The organism is Ruegeria sp. 6PALISEP08 (assembly GCF_001238295.1).
Lineage (GTDB): Bacteria > Pseudomonadota > Alphaproteobacteria > Rhodobacterales > Rhodobacteraceae > Ruegeria.
This window is the reverse complement of sequence record NZ_LGXZ01000005.1, coordinates 234,521-250,866: the sequence shown is the minus strand read 5'-3', so window position 1 is coordinate 250,866 and position 16,346 is coordinate 234,521. Positions and strand designations below refer to the sequence as shown.

Genomic DNA, 16,346 nt, shown 5'->3' with positions numbered 1-16,346 from the left:
CAGGAGCTTACAATGATGCACAAACTCTGGCCCGTGGCTTTGTTCACCGGTCTGGCCAGCGGCGCGGCTGCAGATGCCATAACAGTGGACAATTGCGGTGAAACGTTGGTGTTTGAAACCGCACCAGAACGTCTTGTCGTGCATGACATGAACATGACAGACATGGCTTTCGCCCTTGGCCTGCAAGACCAGATCGTGGGCCTGACCGGCATCACCGGATGGTACAAGACAAGCCCTGATTTTGACGCGCAACGCGGCGAAATTCCTGAGCTTGCGCCCAAATACCCAACCATCGAAAACCTCGTCTCGGTCGAGCCGGACCTGTTCTTTGCAGGCTGGTATTATGGCATGAAGCCGGGTGGCGACGTGACCCCGGACACTTTGGAACCCTTCGGCATCAAGACCATGGTTCTGACCGAAAGCTGTATCCATTTGGACAAGGATCGCCCCACAGCCAGCATGGATCTGTTGTTCAACGACGTGTTGCGTCTTGGTCAGGTCATGCAGGTTGAAGATAAGGCCGAGGCACTGGTCGCGGGTTGGAAGGACCAACTGACCGCCATCGAAGCGAAAACTGTCGACTTGGCGAAAACGCGCGTCTTCCTCTTGGATGGGCCAGCAGATGCGCCTTTCACAGCCGGCAAATTCGCAATTCCCGACGCAATGATTGCAGCGGCCGGTGGCGAAAGCGTGACCCATGATCTGGACACAAGCTGGGGCCGCACCTCGTGGGAGGCCGTGGCTGCTGCCAACCCTGAGTTCCTGGTATTGCTGGACTATCAGACCGGAAACGGTGCAGAAGATACGTTCCAGTTTCTGAAAGATCATCCAGTTATGTCACAAACCGATGCCGTCAAGAACGAACGCTGGATTGGCCTGCGTTACGAAGAACTGACACCTGGACCGGCGAACATTGAAGCCATTGAGAAGATGGCCAAAGCGATGCATCCGGAGATCAACTAATATGGTCCATTTGGGCCGTTCGATATTGCTGGGGGCGATCGTTTTGATCGCCCTTTTGCTGCTGTCCATCGTTTATGGAACGACGCAAATTCCGGTGCGCGACGTGATCTCGGCGATTGGCCTGGGCACGGGTCTTGTCGAAGGTGACATGTCCCCCATGCACCGGATCGTGTTTGACTTGCGTCTGCCCCGAGCTTTGTTCGCTGCGGTGATTGGCGCGGGTCTTGGGGTTGTAGGTGTGGTACTGCAAACCACTACGCGCAACGATCTGGCCGACCCTTTTCTGTTTGGCCTATCCTCGGGTGCGGCTGCAGGTGCGGTTCTGGTGATCACTGTCACCGGGGATGTACTGGGCATATGGACTTTACCTTTGGCGGCGTTTTGCGGGGGTCTGATCGCATCGGCCATCGTTCTGGCATTGGTCCAGGGTTTGCGCACAAGTGCGCCGGAAAAGCTGATTCTGGCCGGATTAGCCGTCTCCTTTCTGTTTTCCGCAATCACGAACTACTTGATTTTCTCTGGCGACAATCGCGCGGCGCATTCGGTCATATTCTGGATGCTGGGCGGCTTGGGACTTGCCCGGTGGCAGACATTCCCCCTGGTCGTGATCGGCCTGGGATTGATCCTTAGCTACGCCCTTTATCGCAGCCGCTGGCTAGATGCGTTGCTGACCGGTGATTTCACAGCCTCTTCACTTGGTATCCCGGTTCAGGGCTTACGTTTTCGCATGTTCTTTGTCGCCGCTTTGGCCACGGCCAGCTTTGTGTCCGTGGCTGGTGTCATCGGCTTTGTGGGCCTGATGGTGCCTCATATCGCGCGCGGCATTGCTGGCACGCTGCACCGGAATCTGTTGGTCACTTCAGCCATTGTGGGGGCGATCTTGCTGACGCTGTCGGATATTCTGTCGCGCCTCCTTCTGGCCCCCCAGGAACTGCCCGTGGGCATTGTGACAACGTCAATCGGCTCGCTTTTTGTATTCTTGTATCTGTTCAAATCGTCGCGCGGTGACTAAGCTCAGCCATTGGCCCAGCTATTTGTTTCGTGGGATAAAAGCTCTTGCACCAAAGGGTTCGGGAACCGGCGTTTGAATGTGATCGCGTGGAAGTTTTCCTTGATTTTCGGGTGCTCCTGCGCCTCGACCAGCCGACCCGAGTTCAACTCATCCTGAACCACGATCGGCGCCACCAGAGCCAGGCCGATGTCTTCCCGCGCCAGCAGCCGCATCATGGCCATGTCGTCCACCTCAGCGGCCACCTGAGGGCGCACCGACATGCGGCTGGCCATGGCGTCAAAGGCCGTGCGGACAGTGTTGTTCTTTGTAGGCAGGATGAAAGGTTGTTCTTCCAAAAGGTCCCGTAAGGAACGTTTCGGATCCAGACGATCCGGAGTGCCCACGATGCTTACCGGTTGTTCCGCCAGATGATGGGTGACGAAATTGGTCAAGCTGTCGCTTGCCGGTTCATGATTCATGAGGACCAGATCGAAATTGAGCGTCTTAAGACCTTCCAGCAACTCACTTGGATTGCCAGACCTTAAGATGACCTCGACATCAACACGCGACAAAATGGGCCGCAAAAAGCGAATCTGAAAGTTCCGAGACAGGGTGGATTGCGCCCCTACCCTGAGGGCCTGCCGCGCATTCCCGGCATCTTGCAAGGTTGCCACAAGTTCCTGACCTGTCGCAAAAATCGCATCGGCATGGTCCAACGCGATATGTCCGGCTTCGGTGAGGTGCAGCTTGCGACCTCTGCGTTCGAACAGCGGATGACCAAGGCGGTCTTCCAATTCCTTGATCTGCACGGACAACGCTGACTGGGACAGATTCAGACGCTGCGCCGTCCGTGTCAGGTTCCCGTCATGCGCGACGGCCCAGAAATATCGAAGGTGATGATAGTTCAGTGGCATATAGTTCTATTTAAACGAACGATAATCATCAAACAATGTATTTTTCATATGCTGGGTCGCGACATATCTCGATCTGAACAAATCAAGTCAATGTCGAACGTCAAGGGACACATGAATGAGCTACCTGCTTCTTCCCCTCATTAGTCCATTAATCCTGTTGGGATCTGCGTATTATTGCAGCCGACATCCGGGGGTCCGACCGCGTAATTTGCCTAAAGTCGCAGAATGGGCTGCCTTGGCGGCCTTTGCCGTGTCTGCTTTGGCGGTAACATTGTTGATTGCAAAAGGACCAGAAACCTCAGCGCTGATCGGGTTCTGGGGCATGGGATTGTCGGTCCAACTGGATGCCGTGAGCGCAACGATGCTGGTTCTGGTCAGCTTTATAGGCTGGATCGTGCTGCGCTATTCGGCGACTTACATGGATGGCGAGCAAAGGCAGGGTGCCTTTACCGGTTGGATGTTGGTCGCCTTGGCGTCTGTTCTGTTACTGGTCATGTCCGGTAACATCATCCAACTTCTCGGGGCTTGGATCGCGACAAGTTTGGCATTGCATCAACTGTTGTTGTTCTACCCCGAACGCACCACGGCACAACGCGCGGCACGAAAAAAGGCCGTTGTGGCGCGGATCAGCGAAGCCGCGCTAACGCTGGCTGTGGTCCTGTTGATCATTGGCTACGGCACGACCGATATCGCCACGATCCTTTCGTCGGCACAGCCAACCCTGACAACAATTGTTGCTGCCCTGTTGATCGCATTGGCGGCCGTGCTGGCGTCAGCTCAGTTTCCGGTCCACGGGTGGTTGACCGAGGTCATGGAAGCACCGACACCCGTGTCTGCTCTGCTGCACGCAGGAGTGATCAATGCGGGCGGGTTCTTGTTGATCCGTTTTGCCGACGTGATGCTTGCTGCACCGGGCATAATGGCCTTATTGGTCATGCTGGGCGGGTTCACCGCGCTGTTCGGCGGCTTGGTCATGCTGACACAGCCCGCAGTCAAGACATCTCTGGCGTGGTCCACAATCGCCCAGATGGCGTTCATGATCATGCAGTGCGGCCTTGCCCTGTTCCCGCTGGCGCTGCTGCATATCGTGGCGCACTCGCTTTATAAAGCCCACGCCTTCCTGAGCGCGGGTGAGGCCGTGCGCAACGTGGCCGCCATTCGCCGGCCGGGGCCGGTGGCTGTACCAAGTGCTCGCAACGTACTGCTGGCCTTTGCAACCGGCATTCTGATCTATGGCGCAGTGGCTTCGGTGTTCGGGATTGACGGGAAATCTATTCAGGCCATTGCACTGGGCGTGATCCTGATCTTTGGTGTTGCCTATCTGCTGGCGCAGGGATTTGCGGATGCCGCCCCCGGTGCCCTGACCCGCCGCACCGTCATCTATGCCAGCGCAACCTCTGTCAGCTACTTCGTACTGCAAATCGCGGCGCAGCGCCTGACCTCTGGCACCTTGCCGCCCACACCTGCTGCGGGTCCGCTGGAATGGGCTCTGATTGTTCTCGCGCTCATCAGCTTTGGCGCCGTGGCGCTGGCGCAATCGACTTTCCCGCTTTGGGCCTCGCATCCGGCAGCGGCTGGTATCCGGGTGCATCTGTCAAACGGTCTGTATGCAAATGCAATCTTTGACCGGCTGCTGGACGGATGGTCCACGCGCCGGACTGTATGAATGGGGGATCAGACAAGATTATGAAACACGAAAGCTATCCTGCTCCGCTTCTGGAACTTGTCGCGATTGCAAATGACGCTGTACGTCAGATCCCCCCTCTGTTTCCGCTGGCTGCAAATGTCGCCGTGAATCCTTTCTTGGGTCAGACGGAAGACACCCTTGCTGTAACGGCTGCGCGCCTTGGCCGCGTTGCTGGTGTGCGCATCACTCCTGACAGGCAAGTCATGGCCGAAAAGCTGAAGACCGGCGAGATTGTTGAGGGTGATCTGGTCGAGGCGATATCTCATGTTGAAAGCCGTTTTGATCCCTCGGGGCTTGAAAATGTGACGGCTGCTTTGACGGACGATGCGGTGCCACTTGCCCCATTGCCGACGGTTGCAGAGCTGGCAGCCGAAGTATCCGACATCGACTGGCCGGGGTTGATCGAAGAACGTATCGGAGCGTGGGCTGCCAGCCATTTTGACGAAGGTCAGGCCCTGTGGCAGCCTCGCCGTGTTGGCGGTGCATTCAGCGCGTGGCGCGAGTTCGCGTCGCGCGACTTGACGCCCGAAATCAACGGGTTGAAAAGATTTGGCGCATTTGTAGCAGCAACCAACCGTTCACAATGGCGCGCCATCGGGTGGGCGTCTGATACGCTGGGCGTAACGCCTGAAGCGGCCGGCACTACCTTCCACCGGTTGTTGGTCACGCTTGGCGGCTGGGCTCAATATGCGCGCTATCGGTTGTGGCAGGCCGAGCTGCAGGGTCAGACCGACACAACGACGGTCGAGTTGCTGGCCATTCGGATGGTGTTTGAAGAGGCCCTGTTCCACCAATACCGCGATCAGATTTCGGCGCGTTGGTCGGAAACCATCGCAATGCACGAAACCCCGATAACTCCGTCCCGGGACATGGTGATTGATGCCATTCTGCAGGATGCCGCTGAACGGGCTCAACAGCGCAAGTTGAGCGAAGCTTTGGACCGACGTCAACCAAGGGCAACCGAAGGCCGCCCAATAATACAAGCTGCGTTCTGCATCGACGTTCGGTCCGAGGTATTCCGCCGAGCGCTGGAAGCGCAGGATGCGGGCATCGAGACCATCGGCTTTGCTGGGTTCTTCGGGTTGGCCAGTACGCACAATTGCGCAGGATCTGACGTGACCGAACTGCGGGGTCCAGTTCTGCTGAACCCCAATGTCACGTCCAAAGCGGCAGAAGACACATTATCTGATCTAGACCGTCGCTACACGGCCCGCGCGAAAAGAGCGTGGGGTCGGTTCAAACTGGCTGCTGTTTCGTCCTTTGCCTTTGTCGAGGCGACCGGCCCGATCTACGTGGGTAAATTGCTGCGGGACTCGCTGGCTGCCAATGGCAGGACAACCAGGTTTGACCCCGCACCGAAACTGGATCCTTCGATGGATCTAGCCACGCGCATCAATACCGCTAAAGCCATTCTGGGCGCGATGTCGCTGACAAGCAATTTCGCGCGTATCGTGATGCTGGCTGGGCACGGCGCGGATGTTACCAACAATCCGCACGAAAGCGCGTTGCAATGCGGTGCCTGCGGTGGTCACGCGGGGGATGTCAGCGCCCGGCTTCTCGCCAGCCTTCTGAACGACAACCAGGTACGGAAGGGTTTGCAGGGCAAGGGGATCGACATCCCGTCAGACACCTTGTTCCTGCCAGCGTTGCACAACACGACGACGGATGGTGTTACCCTGTTTGATCAGGATCATCCTGCGGAATTGTGGGCGTCGCAGATCGCACAGCTGAAGATCTGGCTTGCCGAGGCTGGGCGTCTTGCTCGCGCCGAGCGTGCGGCGCGGCTGCCTCGGGCCAGCGGCGGAAGTGATATTGCGCGCCGCGCCAACAACTGGGCCGAATTGCGCCCTGAATGGGGGTTGGCAGGCTGCCGTGCCTTTATCGCCGCGCCGCGCAGCCGGACTGACGGGACCGGTTTGGCCGGGCAGTCCTTTCTGCACAGTTATGACTGGCGCTCGGACGAAGGGTTTGGCGTGCTGGAGTTGATCATGACCGCCCCGGTTGTCGTGGCCAGCTGGATCAGCTTGCAATATTATGGCTCGACCGTTGCGCCGGGGCTGTTCGGAGGTGGTAACAAACTGCTTCATAACGTGGTCGGCGGGATCGGCGTTGTCGAGGGGAACGGAGGCGCTTTGCGCCCGGGGCTGCCCTGGCAATCGGTTCATGATGGTGAAACTTTCCAGCATGACCCTCTGCGACTGTCGGTTGTCATCGAAGCCCCGCGTGAGGCCATGAACGATATTCTGAAGCGCCACGCAAATGTAAAAGCGCTGTTTGACAACCGTTGGCTTCACCTGATCGCAATGGATGAAAACGGTGATCTGGCGTGGCGTTACACAGGTGGCCTAGAATGGAGCCCAATTGCAAAAGCTGCAAGCTCTGAGCAGGTTATTGCAGCTGAATAGCTAATAATGAAAGGGCCAGGTACATGTTGCCGGGCCTTTGTTCATCAGACTATCCGTTGATCAACTCCAGAAGGTCAGCATGTAATTCCGGGGTCGCCGCAGATACGACCGCGCCATCTGACTCAAGCGTCAAAGTTCTGCCCTGCCAATCGGTAATCACGCCACCGGCTGCTATGACAAGTGGCGCGACCGCCAAATAGTCGTAAGGTTGTAGATCATAGTCCACCACAGCGTCCACATGCCCCGCAGCCAGCAGCGCGTGTGGGTAACAGTCATATGCAAACCGACGAGTCTGCCCGGCCTGCATCAAGCGGTTGAACAGGTCCGGATAATCGCGATGGATCTTGTCGCCTTCGTTCACGTAGAGGATCGATTGTTCCAAACGCTTTTGCTGCGATGCCCGAATGGGTTTACCGTTCAGTGTGGCCGCCTCCCCCACGCCCCCCACATACACCTCATTCAAAGCGGGCATTCCGACCAATCCCAACTGAGGCTGCCCCTCAACCAGATATGCCAAAAGGAACCCGAACAGAGGATGACCGGACAGAAACGACCGGGTTCCGTCGATTGGGTCGATGACCCACATGTGCCGGCCATCACCGGCTTGTTTCCCATGTTCTTCACCGAAGATTCCATGCGCGGGGAAATGTCGCTTCAGGTAGGCCCGAACCTCAGCTTCCACCGCTTTGTCGGCTTGCGTCACGGGGCTTTCATCCAGTTTGAATTCAACGCCCAGAGACCCACGAAAAAACCGCATCCCGGTCGTGGATGCGATATTCGCCATCTGAACGGCGTGTTCCTTAAGCGTATGAGTGTCGACCATTTCGGCCCTTTCGAAAGGGGCCATCCGCGGGGTCACAGATGACAGGTTTTTTCAATAAAGGTGTGGGCACGCAGCGACTGGATCCCGCCGTTTTAAGCATTCGGTGCATCATTCTATGACTTTCATCAAACCATTTTCCCACCAGCAGAAAAACACCGTGTATGGCATGGAAAAGCCCCGGCGTTGAACGTCGGTATCGCAGCAGCTTTTTCGTCTCAGATCTTAATGCGCTCCATCTTTGGATCGTAAAGCGGCAGCAATGTCGCCTGGCATGGCACCCGCCGAGTGGCGACGTCCAATTCGTACTCTCCCGAAGTGACATATTCCGCATCAACCCCATCAGGGTTGCGGACATAGCCGTACCCGATGGATTTCCCGATTGTATAGCCATACCCACCAGAGGTCAGCCAACCAACGCGTTTGCCGTTCCGATAGATTGTTTCCCGCCCCAGCAAGACAATGTCCGGGTCAACTGTGAAACAGGCCAGCATCTTCTTGACGCCCTCGGCCTTTTGCTTCTCAGACGCGGCGCGGCCTTTGAATTCCACATCCTTGCGCAACTTCACGGCCCAACCCAAACCGCTTTCGAAGGGCGTATGATCCGGCCCGATATCAGAACCCCAAGCGCGATAGCCTTTCTCAAGCCGAAGCGATTCAATGGCACGGTAACCCGCGTTGACCAAGCCATGAGTCTTGCCTGCCTCCATCAGCACCGAATAGACGGTCTGCGCGTATTCGATCGGCAGGTGAAGCTCCCAACCAAGCTCGCCTACATAGGTCACGCGCAGTGCCTTGACCGGACACCCGGCGATACCGATGGTGCGGATCGTACCGAAATTGAACCCGTCATTGGACACGTCATCGCGTGTCACAGCTGCAAGAATGTCCCGCGCTTTTGGCCCCATCAGCGACAACACAGCGTTGGACGAGGTAATATCGAACAACTGACAGTTCAAACCCTTGGGAATATTGCGGCTGATCCAGTCGAAATCATGGGTGGCAAAACCGGTGCCGGTGACGATGTAGAACTCGTCATGCGCCACACGACCAACTGTCAGATCACATTCGATCCCGCCCTTGTCGTTCAGCATCTGGGTATAGACCAGCGCTCCAACCGGTTTGTCCACGTCATTGGCACAGATCCAGTTCATCGCAGCCAGCGCATCCGGACCTTTCAGCGCAAATTTGGCAAACGACGTCTGGTCGAACAGCACGGCCACTTCACGTGCCGCTTTGTGCTCACGACCCACGGCGTTAAACCAGTTCTGACGACCAAAGCTGTACTCGTCCTTGGGCGTCTCACCCAGCGAGGCATCCGCGTACCAGTTCGGGCGTTCCCAACCCAGCTTCTCACCAAAGCACGCGCCTTGCGATTTCAGCGTGTTGTAGAGCGGCGACTTGCGGCAGGGACGACCGGAGTCATGCTCCTCATGCGGCCAACCCATCGTGTAGTGCTTGCCATAAGCCTCGACCGTGCGGGTGCGCACCCAATCGGTGTCGAAATGCGGGCGGCCAAAGCGGCGGATGTCGGCGGACCACAGGTCAAACGGAGGTTCTCCCTTATATACCCATTCGGCCAGCGCCATGCCCGCACCGCCACCAGCGGCGATGCCGAATGCGTTGAAGCCCGCGCCGACAAAGAAATTGCTCAACTCGGGCGTTTCACCGATGATGAAGTTGCCATCCGGCGTAAAGCTCTCTGGCCCATTGGTCAGGGTTTTCACACCTGCATTCTCCAGCGCGGGAACACGACCCAGTGCCAGTTCCATCAACTGTTCAAAATGGTCAAAATTGCTATCCAGAAGCGTGTAGTGGAAGCCCAGCGGAATGCCCTTCGTGGCCCATGGAATCGGGTTCGGTTCATAGCCGCCCATGACCAGCCCGCCAACTTCTTCCTTGTAATACGTCAGGCGATCCGGGTCGCGCAGAGTAGGCAGGTTGGAGGGCACGTCAAACGGTTCAGTGACCATATACTGATGTTCCATCGGCACCAGCGGCACGTTCACGCCATAGCGACCAGCAAAGGTACGGGTCCACTGACCGGCGCAACAGATCACCTTTTCGCATTCGATCCGGCCATGTTCGGTGATGACCGCGCGGATTTTGCCGTTTTCGATCTCGATATCGGTGACTTTGGTATCCTCGAATATCCGAGCCCCAGCCATGCGCGCGCCTTTGGCCAACGCCTGCGTGATGTCCGATGGGTTGGCCTGACCATCCGTTGGCAGATAGGCCGCCCCGATCACGTCTGACACATCCATCAACGGCCACAGCTCCTGCGCTTCGGACGGCGTCAGCAATTGCATGTCCAGACCAAAGGAATGCGCAGTTGTGGCTTGCCGTTTAACCTCGGTCCAGCGTTCCTCGTTACAGGCCAGACGCAACCCGCCATTCATCTTCCAACCGGTGCCAAGGCCCGTTTCCTTTTCGATCTTGTTATACAGATCGACCGAATAACCCAGCAATTGCGTGATATTGGCGTTCGAACGCAACTGTCCCACCAAACCCGCGGCATGGAAGGTCGTGCCCGAGGTCAGTTTTTTACGCTCCAGCAGCACGGTATCGGTCCAACCCAGCTTGGCCAGATGATATGCGGTTGAGCAGCCGATAATCCCGCCGCCGATAATGACGGCTTTGGCTGTTTTCGGAAGGTCGGTCATGTCTGTCCTCAGGTATTTTTGAATTCGGTAAGGGCCGCGCGAAACCGCGCGAGGTTTTCGGCTGTGTAAGCTGCGTAGTCGAAATCGATGTCCGAGGTGATCTCGGACACCATGCTCCACATGGTTTCGCGCAGCAGCGAGGCGCATTTCATCGCCGTATAGCGATGGCGCAGGTCGTCGGTGACAGGGGCTTCAAAGTAAGTCTCAAGCACCCAATCTTCCTGTCCCGGTGTCAGGCCATTGTTCGAGGCCAGCCCACCCAGATCGAATAGCGGTGAATTGAACCCGGCATAGTCAAAATCGATAAGCCACAGGCGGTTGCCATCATCCAGAAAGTTGCCGCAGAGCAGGTCGTTATGGCCGAACACTACGTCATAGGGTCCAGCCTCGGCTTCGAGCGTGTTGCCTGTTTGAACCAATTCCGGGATCAGGCCCGCATGGGTGCTGCCGCGTTCGGTCAAAGTGGCGGCATAGTCGCGGATGACGTGGAACACCCAGAACACAAGCGACGGGCCGCGCAAATGCTTGGGCACTTCGGTATGGCACGCCTTCATCAGTTCCAACACGCGGGGCAGCATGTCTGAGTGGCGCACATCCTCCTCTATCAGGGTGCGGCTTTCGATGAACTCCAAAACGGTCAGACCGCCCGAGGCATGGACCACCGCCGGGGACAACCCAGCAGTGTGTGCGGCCTTGTTGGCAGAAAGTTCATTGAACCGCATGACCTGATGCAAAGGAATATCGTCGCCGACCCGTACGACATACGATCCGCTATTGTCCGTTACCTTATAGTTCACATTGGTAATGCCGCCGGTCAGGGGTTCTGCCGTAATCTCGCCCTGCCAGATCGGCAGGTTATGGATGCGGCTGATCAGATCGGATTGGCTCATGTTAGCTCTCCAGTCCAAAGCGGATGCGGGCTTGACGCGCGCTGGCATTGATCAGGCGGTCGGCGATGATGGCGATGAAGGCGATGGCCAGACCGGCCACCAGCCCTCTGCCCGTGTCGGCTTTGGTTAGTGCGATATAGACCTCCTGCCCCAGATCACGGGTTCCGACGAGGGCGGTGATCACCAGCATCGAAAGTGCCAGCATAATGGTCTGGTTGATACCCAGCAGGATTTCCGGCAGCGCCATCGGCAGCCGGATATGACGCAACAACTGCCTCCGGGTGCAGCCTGAAACCAGGCCGGCCTCGATCAGTTCCTCATTGACCGAGCGCACTCCGTGGGCCGCATAGCGCACTGCCGGAGCCAGCGCATAGAGGACGATGGCGATCAGGGCGGTGAAGTCTCCGACCCGGAACAGCATCACCACAGGGATCAGATAGACAAAGCTGGGCAGTGTTTGCAGTGTGTCGATCAGCAGGTTGATGACTGCTCCGGCGCGCTTGTTCAACGCGGCCAGCACGCCCAGAGGCACCCCGATCAGCGTGGCAAGGATCACCGAAGCCCCGCACAGATATACTGTGACCATCGCTTTGGACCACAGGCCCGATACCAGGATCAATGAGGCCATACCGCCACACAGCAGCGCCAGTCGCCATCCGCCCGCGTGCCAACCCAACAAGGTCAGCATCGCAATGGCCCAAGGCCACGGAATGCCCAACAGAACCGTCTTGATCGGAATCATGAACCACGTGAGGAAGAAAACTTTGATTGCCTCAAACACATCGAAGTAATTGACGTTCAGATACTCGACCGTGTTGTCCCAGAACGCGCCCGTTGTGATGGTCTGGTTCTCAGGATATTCGAGCAATAGCAGAGAGAACTGCCCCAGCACCCATGTCACAACCAACAGGATCAGTACCAGAACAGTCCGGCGATGGCGCGCGACCCACGAGCCCGGTTGGTCGTGATGTACCTGACCCATCCGTTCGGCAAAGGCCTGGCTCAGCCGGTCGACGGCAATGGCCAGAACCACGATGGCGATCCCGGCCTCAAACCCCGCACCAATGTCCAGACGGCGCAGCGCGGCGAGGACATCAAACCCAAGCCCTCCGGCCCCGATCATCGAGGCGATGATAACCATGTTCAGCGTTAGCATGATCACCTGATTGACGCCTACCATCAGGCTATGGCTAGCTGATGGCACCAGCACGCGCCACATCAACTGCCGCTGAGTTGTACCCGCCATGCGTCCGAAATCGAGGATCTCGGGATCCACACCTTTCAGGGCCAGCGTGGTAATCCGTACCATGGGCGGCGTGGCATAGATGATCGTGGCAACCAGGGCCGAGATCGGGCCAAAGCCGAACATGAACAGGATTGGCACCAGATAGGCAAATATCGGGATCGTCTGCATCAGGTCCAGAATGGGCGAGATGATTTTCTCGAACAGCGGATGGCGATAGGCGAGGATGCCCAACAGCAGCCCTCCGCCCGCGCCAATGGGCACCGCAATCAGGACCGAGGCCAGCGTCACCATCGCGCTGTCCCATTGCCCGAAAACCGCCAGATATATGAAACAGGCCCCGACCAGCGCGGCCAGCGCCCAATCGCGACAATACTGACCCAAGGCAACGACGGCGGTGATCACGACGATCCAGCTGATTGCAGGCAGGATGACCTGTGCATCGCTGCCCTGACCGCTGACAAACCCATCCGCCAACAGGGCCAGCACTAGATTATAAGGTTGTTCGATCGTCCACGCCACAGCGCGGGTGAGGTCCGTGAACGAGACCGGCCCAATGGCAGCATCCTCGATCAGCCATTTCATCGCCGAGGAGACATAGGTCTTGAACGGGATAACCCAGGCCGAAGGGAACTTGGTCAGCCAACGTGCATCCAGCGCCTTGCCCAGATCGCGGCCATAGTACCCAAGTACGATCGTGATCAGAACAAGGGCCAGAGCGATGGCCTGAGTTCTGTTCAGCCGAATCATGCCGTGTCCCCTTCCCCGAACAGCACACGCGCAACGGCTTTGCGGTCAATCGCGCCTACAGGCTTCCCCTCGGTATCAACCACAGGGATCGGCGCGTCTGCGGCGATGATACGTTCGGCTACGTCCGATACGCGGGTGGACTGAAGGATGGGCTCTCCTTCTCCATCAGCGCCAGGGGACATGACGCCGCTGACGGTCAGAACCTTCGAGCGGGGAATATGTTTTGTGAACTCAGTGACGTAATCTGTAGCCGGGTTCATCACCAGCTCTTCCGGAGTGGCGATCTGGATCACCTCGCCATCCTTCATGATGGCGATGCGGTCGGCCAGACGGACGGCTTCTTCAAAGTCATGCGTAATGAAGACAATGGTCTTGTGCAGTCGCTCCTGAAGACGCAGGAATTCGTCCTGCATCTCTCGCCGGATCAAAGGGTCCAGGGCAGAAAACGGTTCGTCCAGAAACCATATGTCAGGCTCTGTCACCAGCGACCGGGCAATGCCCACACGTTGCTGTTGCCCGCCCGAGAGTTCACGGGGATAGTAATCCTCGCGACCTTTCAGCCCAACCAGTTCCACCACTTCACGCGCTTTGGCATCAGCTTCGGCTTTGGGTACGGCCTGAATGGTCAGCGGGAACATAACGTTTTGCAATACGGTCAAATGCGGCAGCAACGCAAAATGCTGGAACACCATGCCCATCTTGTGGCGACGAATTTCGATCAACTCTTTTTCGGTAGCGCGCAGCAGGTCGCTGCCATCGAACAAAACCTCGCCTCCGGTAGGTTCGATCAACCGTGACAGGCACCGGACCAGAGTGGATTTTCCGGAACCGGAAAGGCCCATGATCACAAAGATCTCACCTTCGTCAATTTCGATATTGGCGTTGCGCACAGCACCGATCACGCCTGCGCTACTTAGGTCTTCGACAGTTGGATCAGAGGTTTTTTGCAACAGCCGATCCGCATTCGCGCCGTAAAGTTTCCAGACGTTGCGGCAGGCCAGTTTTGTCTTGGGGGGCATCAGTGTGGTCCGGTAATTTAACGCAAAAGGGCCAGAGCGGTCCGAGAGAGCAAATGGCCCGCTCTGGCCAGTGGGTTATTCTGAGATCCAGCCCGACCAGCGGTCTTTGTTGGTCTCCATCCACTCTGCGACGACACTGTCAATTTCCACGCCCTCCAGATCGGCCTTGCCGACCATGGCGCTCATTTCGTCATTGTTGATGTTGTAGGCTTCGATGATGTCATAGGCACCGGGCCATTTTTCCTGCAGGCCGGACCATGCGGCTTTCCAGATAGGCCCACGTGGTTTGCCGCAATCATAAGCCATGTTGGGGTTCACGCCGACAGATGGGTCGCTGTAGCATTCCGCGGAAAACGGCGGGAATTCAACAAATTGGCCATCGTATTTGGCCGGTGCCCAATGTGGGACGTAAACCCATAGAATAATTGGGTCCTGCCGCTGATAAGCTGACTCAAGCTCGGCAAACAAGGCTGCGTCAGTACCCGCATGTACCACCTCGAAATCCAGTTCCAGGGCTTCGACACGCTCTTCATCGAAGCCGCCCCAAGTAACCGGCCCACCGACATAACGCCCGTTGGGTGCGGTTTCAGCGGTTGAGAATTCTTCGGCACAATCGCGCAGAGCTTCCCAGTTTGGCAGCCCCGGGCAACGCTCCTTCATGTAGCTGGGATACCACCACTCTTCAATTGCCATCAGACCGGTTTCCCCGACGTTGACAACATTTCCAGATGCCGTCGCCTCATCCAAGGCTTCCCGCCCGGTGGTTTCCCAGATTTCCATCGCCAGATGCAGGTCGCCCGTTTTCAGTCCCGCGAATTGAGCGATGTAATCGGCCTGCACATATTCGACATTGTAGCCGGCTTCTTCAAGGATCGAACCCATGATCTTGGTATTGATCAACTGACCCGACCAGTCGTGCAGTGTAAGCTTAATTGCGTCAGTCGACTCCACAGCCCAAGCTGACGTGGCAGCTGCAAGTGCAAATGCCGATAGTCCCAGTTTGCATTTCATAACACCTTCTCCCTGTCGTGATTTTTTTGATGAATCGGTGGTACTGGCTACAGACCATCACACTGTGGGGTTTTGTGTCAATCAAAACCAAGTAAAGCCACATAAATTTAAAGAAAAGTACATTTTCCGGGGATAAATTTGGCATAATGTTGCTTTATGTGGGCGTTGTGGTATCTCTGAACCTCCCGTATGACGGGTTTGTCAGAGCGGAAAACATGAACCTTAAGACCACCAACCAACGAGAAGAAGAGATCCTGCGTGCGCTGTTTCGCGCGGGTGGATCCTGTCGCGTGAGCGTTCTGGCGAATGAGTTGGGCGTGACCCTTGAAACCATTCGGCGCAATGTGCGCAATCTAGAAGAGCGCGGTATTGTTCGAAAAGTACATGGGGGTGTCCACCTTTTGGAGGACATCCTGGAGCCTTCACTGGAAAGCCGTCTGGACAAGAAAGTCGACGCAAAAGAGAAACTGGCCAAAGCGGTGGCCGAAGTCATCAGCGATGGGGACTCGGTCTTTCTGGATGTTGGTTCGACCACTGCCTATGTGGCTCAGGCGTTGTGTGATCATAGCAAATTATTTGTAGTGACAAATTCGGTTTTTGTTGCTCAGACTTTGGCATCCCGGAACAACAACAAGGTGTTCATGGCAGGTGGTGAGCTGCGTTCTCATGACGGCGGCGCGTTTGGTGTTGAAGCGCAAGACCTTATCAAACGCCTGAACGTCCGGTTTGCAGTTCTGTCGGTTGGGGCAGTCAATGCCGAGTCCGGCTTTATGCTGCATGACCTGCAAGAAGCCAATCTGGCGCATATCGCTGCTCAGAATGCGCAGGTTCGCATCGTGGTAGCTGACGGGGAAAAGCTGGGTAAGCGGGCACCGGTCACTCTGGACTCAGCCAGACAGATTAATCTGTTCTTCACGGACACCCTGCCGTCAGAAGATATTCGCCAGATGCTGTTGGCAAACGAAATCGATCTCGTCGTCGCCGAATAGG

At 56.9% G+C, this 16,346-nt stretch carries 12 protein-coding genes; 5 read left to right on the top strand and 7 right to left on the bottom strand.

Annotated elements, in window-relative coordinates:
• Positions 1 to 12: 12 nt before the first annotated feature.
• Both ALB80_RS09810 and ALB80_RS09805 read left to right on the top strand, forming a co-directional pair.
• Positions 13 to 963: an ABC transporter substrate-binding protein gene (locus tag ALB80_RS09810; protein ID WP_253276848.1), complete on the top strand. Its 951-nt coding sequence runs from the start codon at positions 13 to 15 to the stop codon at positions 961 to 963.
• Position 964: 1 nt separating this feature from the next.
• Positions 965 to 1,975 carry an iron ABC transporter permease gene (locus ALB80_RS09805; protein ID WP_050603870.1) on the top strand — a complete coding sequence of 337 codons (1,011 nt, stop codon included), beginning with the start codon at positions 965 to 967 and terminating at the stop codon, positions 1,973 to 1,975.
• Between the two features lie 2 nt (positions 1,976 to 1,977).
• Here the strand turns inward: ALB80_RS09805 and ALB80_RS09800 are convergent, their stop codons facing one another.
• Complete coding sequence (locus ALB80_RS09800) at positions 1,978 to 2,868, bottom strand: LysR family transcriptional regulator (RefSeq protein ID WP_050603869.1); 891 nt, start codon at positions 2,866 to 2,868, stop codon at positions 1,978 to 1,980.
• A gap of 115 nt (positions 2,869 to 2,983) precedes the next feature.
• Between ALB80_RS09800 and ALB80_RS09795 the strand changes: the two genes are divergently transcribed.
• Both ALB80_RS09795 and ALB80_RS09790 read left to right on the top strand, forming a co-directional pair.
• Positions 2,984 to 4,534 (top strand): proton-conducting transporter membrane subunit, encoded by a 1,551-nt coding sequence (locus tag ALB80_RS09795; RefSeq protein ID WP_050603868.1) that lies wholly within the window; start codon positions 2,984 to 2,986, stop codon positions 4,532 to 4,534.
• 20 nt (positions 4,535 to 4,554) lie between these two features.
• The gene (locus tag ALB80_RS09790) at positions 4,555 to 6,960 is read left to right on the top strand and encodes a YbcC family protein (protein WP_050603942.1); all 2,406 of its coding nucleotides are present in this window, start codon (positions 4,555 to 4,557) and stop codon (positions 6,958 to 6,960) included.
• 49 nt (positions 6,961 to 7,009) lie between these two features.
• Here ALB80_RS09790 and ALB80_RS09785 read toward each other — a convergent pair whose 3' ends face one another.
• From ALB80_RS09785 to ALB80_RS09760, 6 genes are all read right to left on the bottom strand, one after another.
• Complete coding sequence (locus ALB80_RS09785) at positions 7,010 to 7,807, bottom strand: inositol monophosphatase family protein (RefSeq protein ID WP_371255967.1); 798 nt, start codon at positions 7,805 to 7,807, stop codon at positions 7,010 to 7,012.
• 191 nt (positions 7,808 to 7,998) lie between these two features.
• On the bottom strand, positions 7,999 to 10,443 hold the full coding sequence (locus ALB80_RS09780; protein ID WP_050603867.1) for an FAD-dependent oxidoreductase: 2,445 nt from the start codon (positions 10,441 to 10,443) through the stop codon (positions 7,999 to 8,001).
• Positions 10,444 to 10,451: 8 nt separating this feature from the next.
• The gene (locus ALB80_RS09775) at positions 10,452 to 11,333 is read right to left on the bottom strand and encodes a choline kinase family protein (protein ID WP_050603866.1); all 882 of its coding nucleotides are present in this window, start codon (positions 11,331 to 11,333) and stop codon (positions 10,452 to 10,454) included.
• Position 11,334: 1 nt separating this feature from the next.
• Complete coding sequence (locus ALB80_RS09770) at positions 11,335 to 13,326, bottom strand: proline/glycine betaine ABC transporter permease (RefSeq protein ID WP_050603865.1); 1,992 nt, start codon at positions 13,324 to 13,326, stop codon at positions 11,335 to 11,337.
• On the bottom strand, positions 13,323 to 14,345 hold the full coding sequence (locus ALB80_RS09765; RefSeq protein WP_050603864.1) for a glycine betaine/L-proline ABC transporter ATP-binding protein: 1,023 nt from the start codon (positions 14,343 to 14,345) through the stop codon (positions 13,323 to 13,325). The genes ALB80_RS09770 and ALB80_RS09765 overlap by 4 nt, the downstream gene beginning before the upstream one ends.
• Positions 14,346 to 14,420: 75 nt before the next feature.
• Positions 14,421 to 15,356, bottom strand: a complete 936-nt coding sequence (locus tag ALB80_RS09760) for an ABC transporter substrate-binding protein (RefSeq protein WP_050603863.1) — start codon at positions 15,354 to 15,356, stop codon at positions 14,421 to 14,423.
• 215 nt (positions 15,357 to 15,571) lie between these two features.
• Here ALB80_RS09760 and ALB80_RS09755 point away from each other — a divergent pair, with 215 nt between their 5' ends.
• The gene (locus ALB80_RS09755) at positions 15,572 to 16,345 is read left to right on the top strand and encodes a DeoR/GlpR family DNA-binding transcription regulator (RefSeq protein ID WP_050603940.1); all 774 of its coding nucleotides are present in this window, start codon (positions 15,572 to 15,574) and stop codon (positions 16,343 to 16,345) included.
• The last annotated feature ends 1 nt before the right edge of the window (position 16,346 follow it).

What these genes read in the sequence shown, in the direction of transcription:
- ALB80_RS09785 (WP_371255967.1), bottom strand. Translation starts at nt 7,807, where the DNA reads ATGGCCCCTTTCGAAAGGGCCGAAATGGTCGACACTCATACGCTTAAG.
- ALB80_RS09770 (WP_050603865.1), bottom strand. Translation starts at nt 13,326, where the DNA reads ATGATTCGGCTGAACAGAACTCAGGCCATCGCTCTGGCCCTTGTTCTG.
- ALB80_RS09805 (WP_050603870.1), top strand. Translation starts at nt 965, where the DNA reads ATGGTCCATTTGGGCCGTTCGATATTGCTGGGGGCGATCGTTTTGATC.
- ALB80_RS09780 (WP_050603867.1), bottom strand. Translation starts at nt 10,443, where the DNA reads ATGACCGACCTTCCGAAAACAGCCAAAGCCGTCATTATCGGCGGCGGG.
- ALB80_RS09755 (WP_050603940.1), top strand. Translation starts at nt 15,572, where the DNA reads ATGAACCTTAAGACCACCAACCAACGAGAAGAAGAGATCCTGCGTGCG.
- ALB80_RS09810 (WP_253276848.1), top strand. Translation starts at nt 13, where the DNA reads ATGATGCACAAACTCTGGCCCGTGGCTTTGTTCACCGGTCTGGCCAGC.
- ALB80_RS09775 (WP_050603866.1), bottom strand. Translation starts at nt 11,333, where the DNA reads ATGAGCCAATCCGATCTGATCAGCCGCATCCATAACCTGCCGATCTGG.
- ALB80_RS09800 (WP_050603869.1), bottom strand. Translation starts at nt 2,868, where the DNA reads ATGCCACTGAACTATCATCACCTTCGATATTTCTGGGCCGTCGCGCAT.
- ALB80_RS09790 (WP_050603942.1), top strand. Translation starts at nt 4,555, where the DNA reads ATGAAACACGAAAGCTATCCTGCTCCGCTTCTGGAACTTGTCGCGATT.
- ALB80_RS09795 (WP_050603868.1), top strand. Translation starts at nt 2,984, where the DNA reads ATGAGCTACCTGCTTCTTCCCCTCATTAGTCCATTAATCCTGTTGGGA.
- ALB80_RS09760 (WP_050603863.1), bottom strand. Translation starts at nt 15,356, where the DNA reads ATGAAATGCAAACTGGGACTATCGGCATTTGCACTTGCAGCTGCCACG.
- ALB80_RS09765 (WP_050603864.1), bottom strand. Translation starts at nt 14,345, where the DNA reads ATGCCCCCCAAGACAAAACTGGCCTGCCGCAACGTCTGGAAACTTTAC.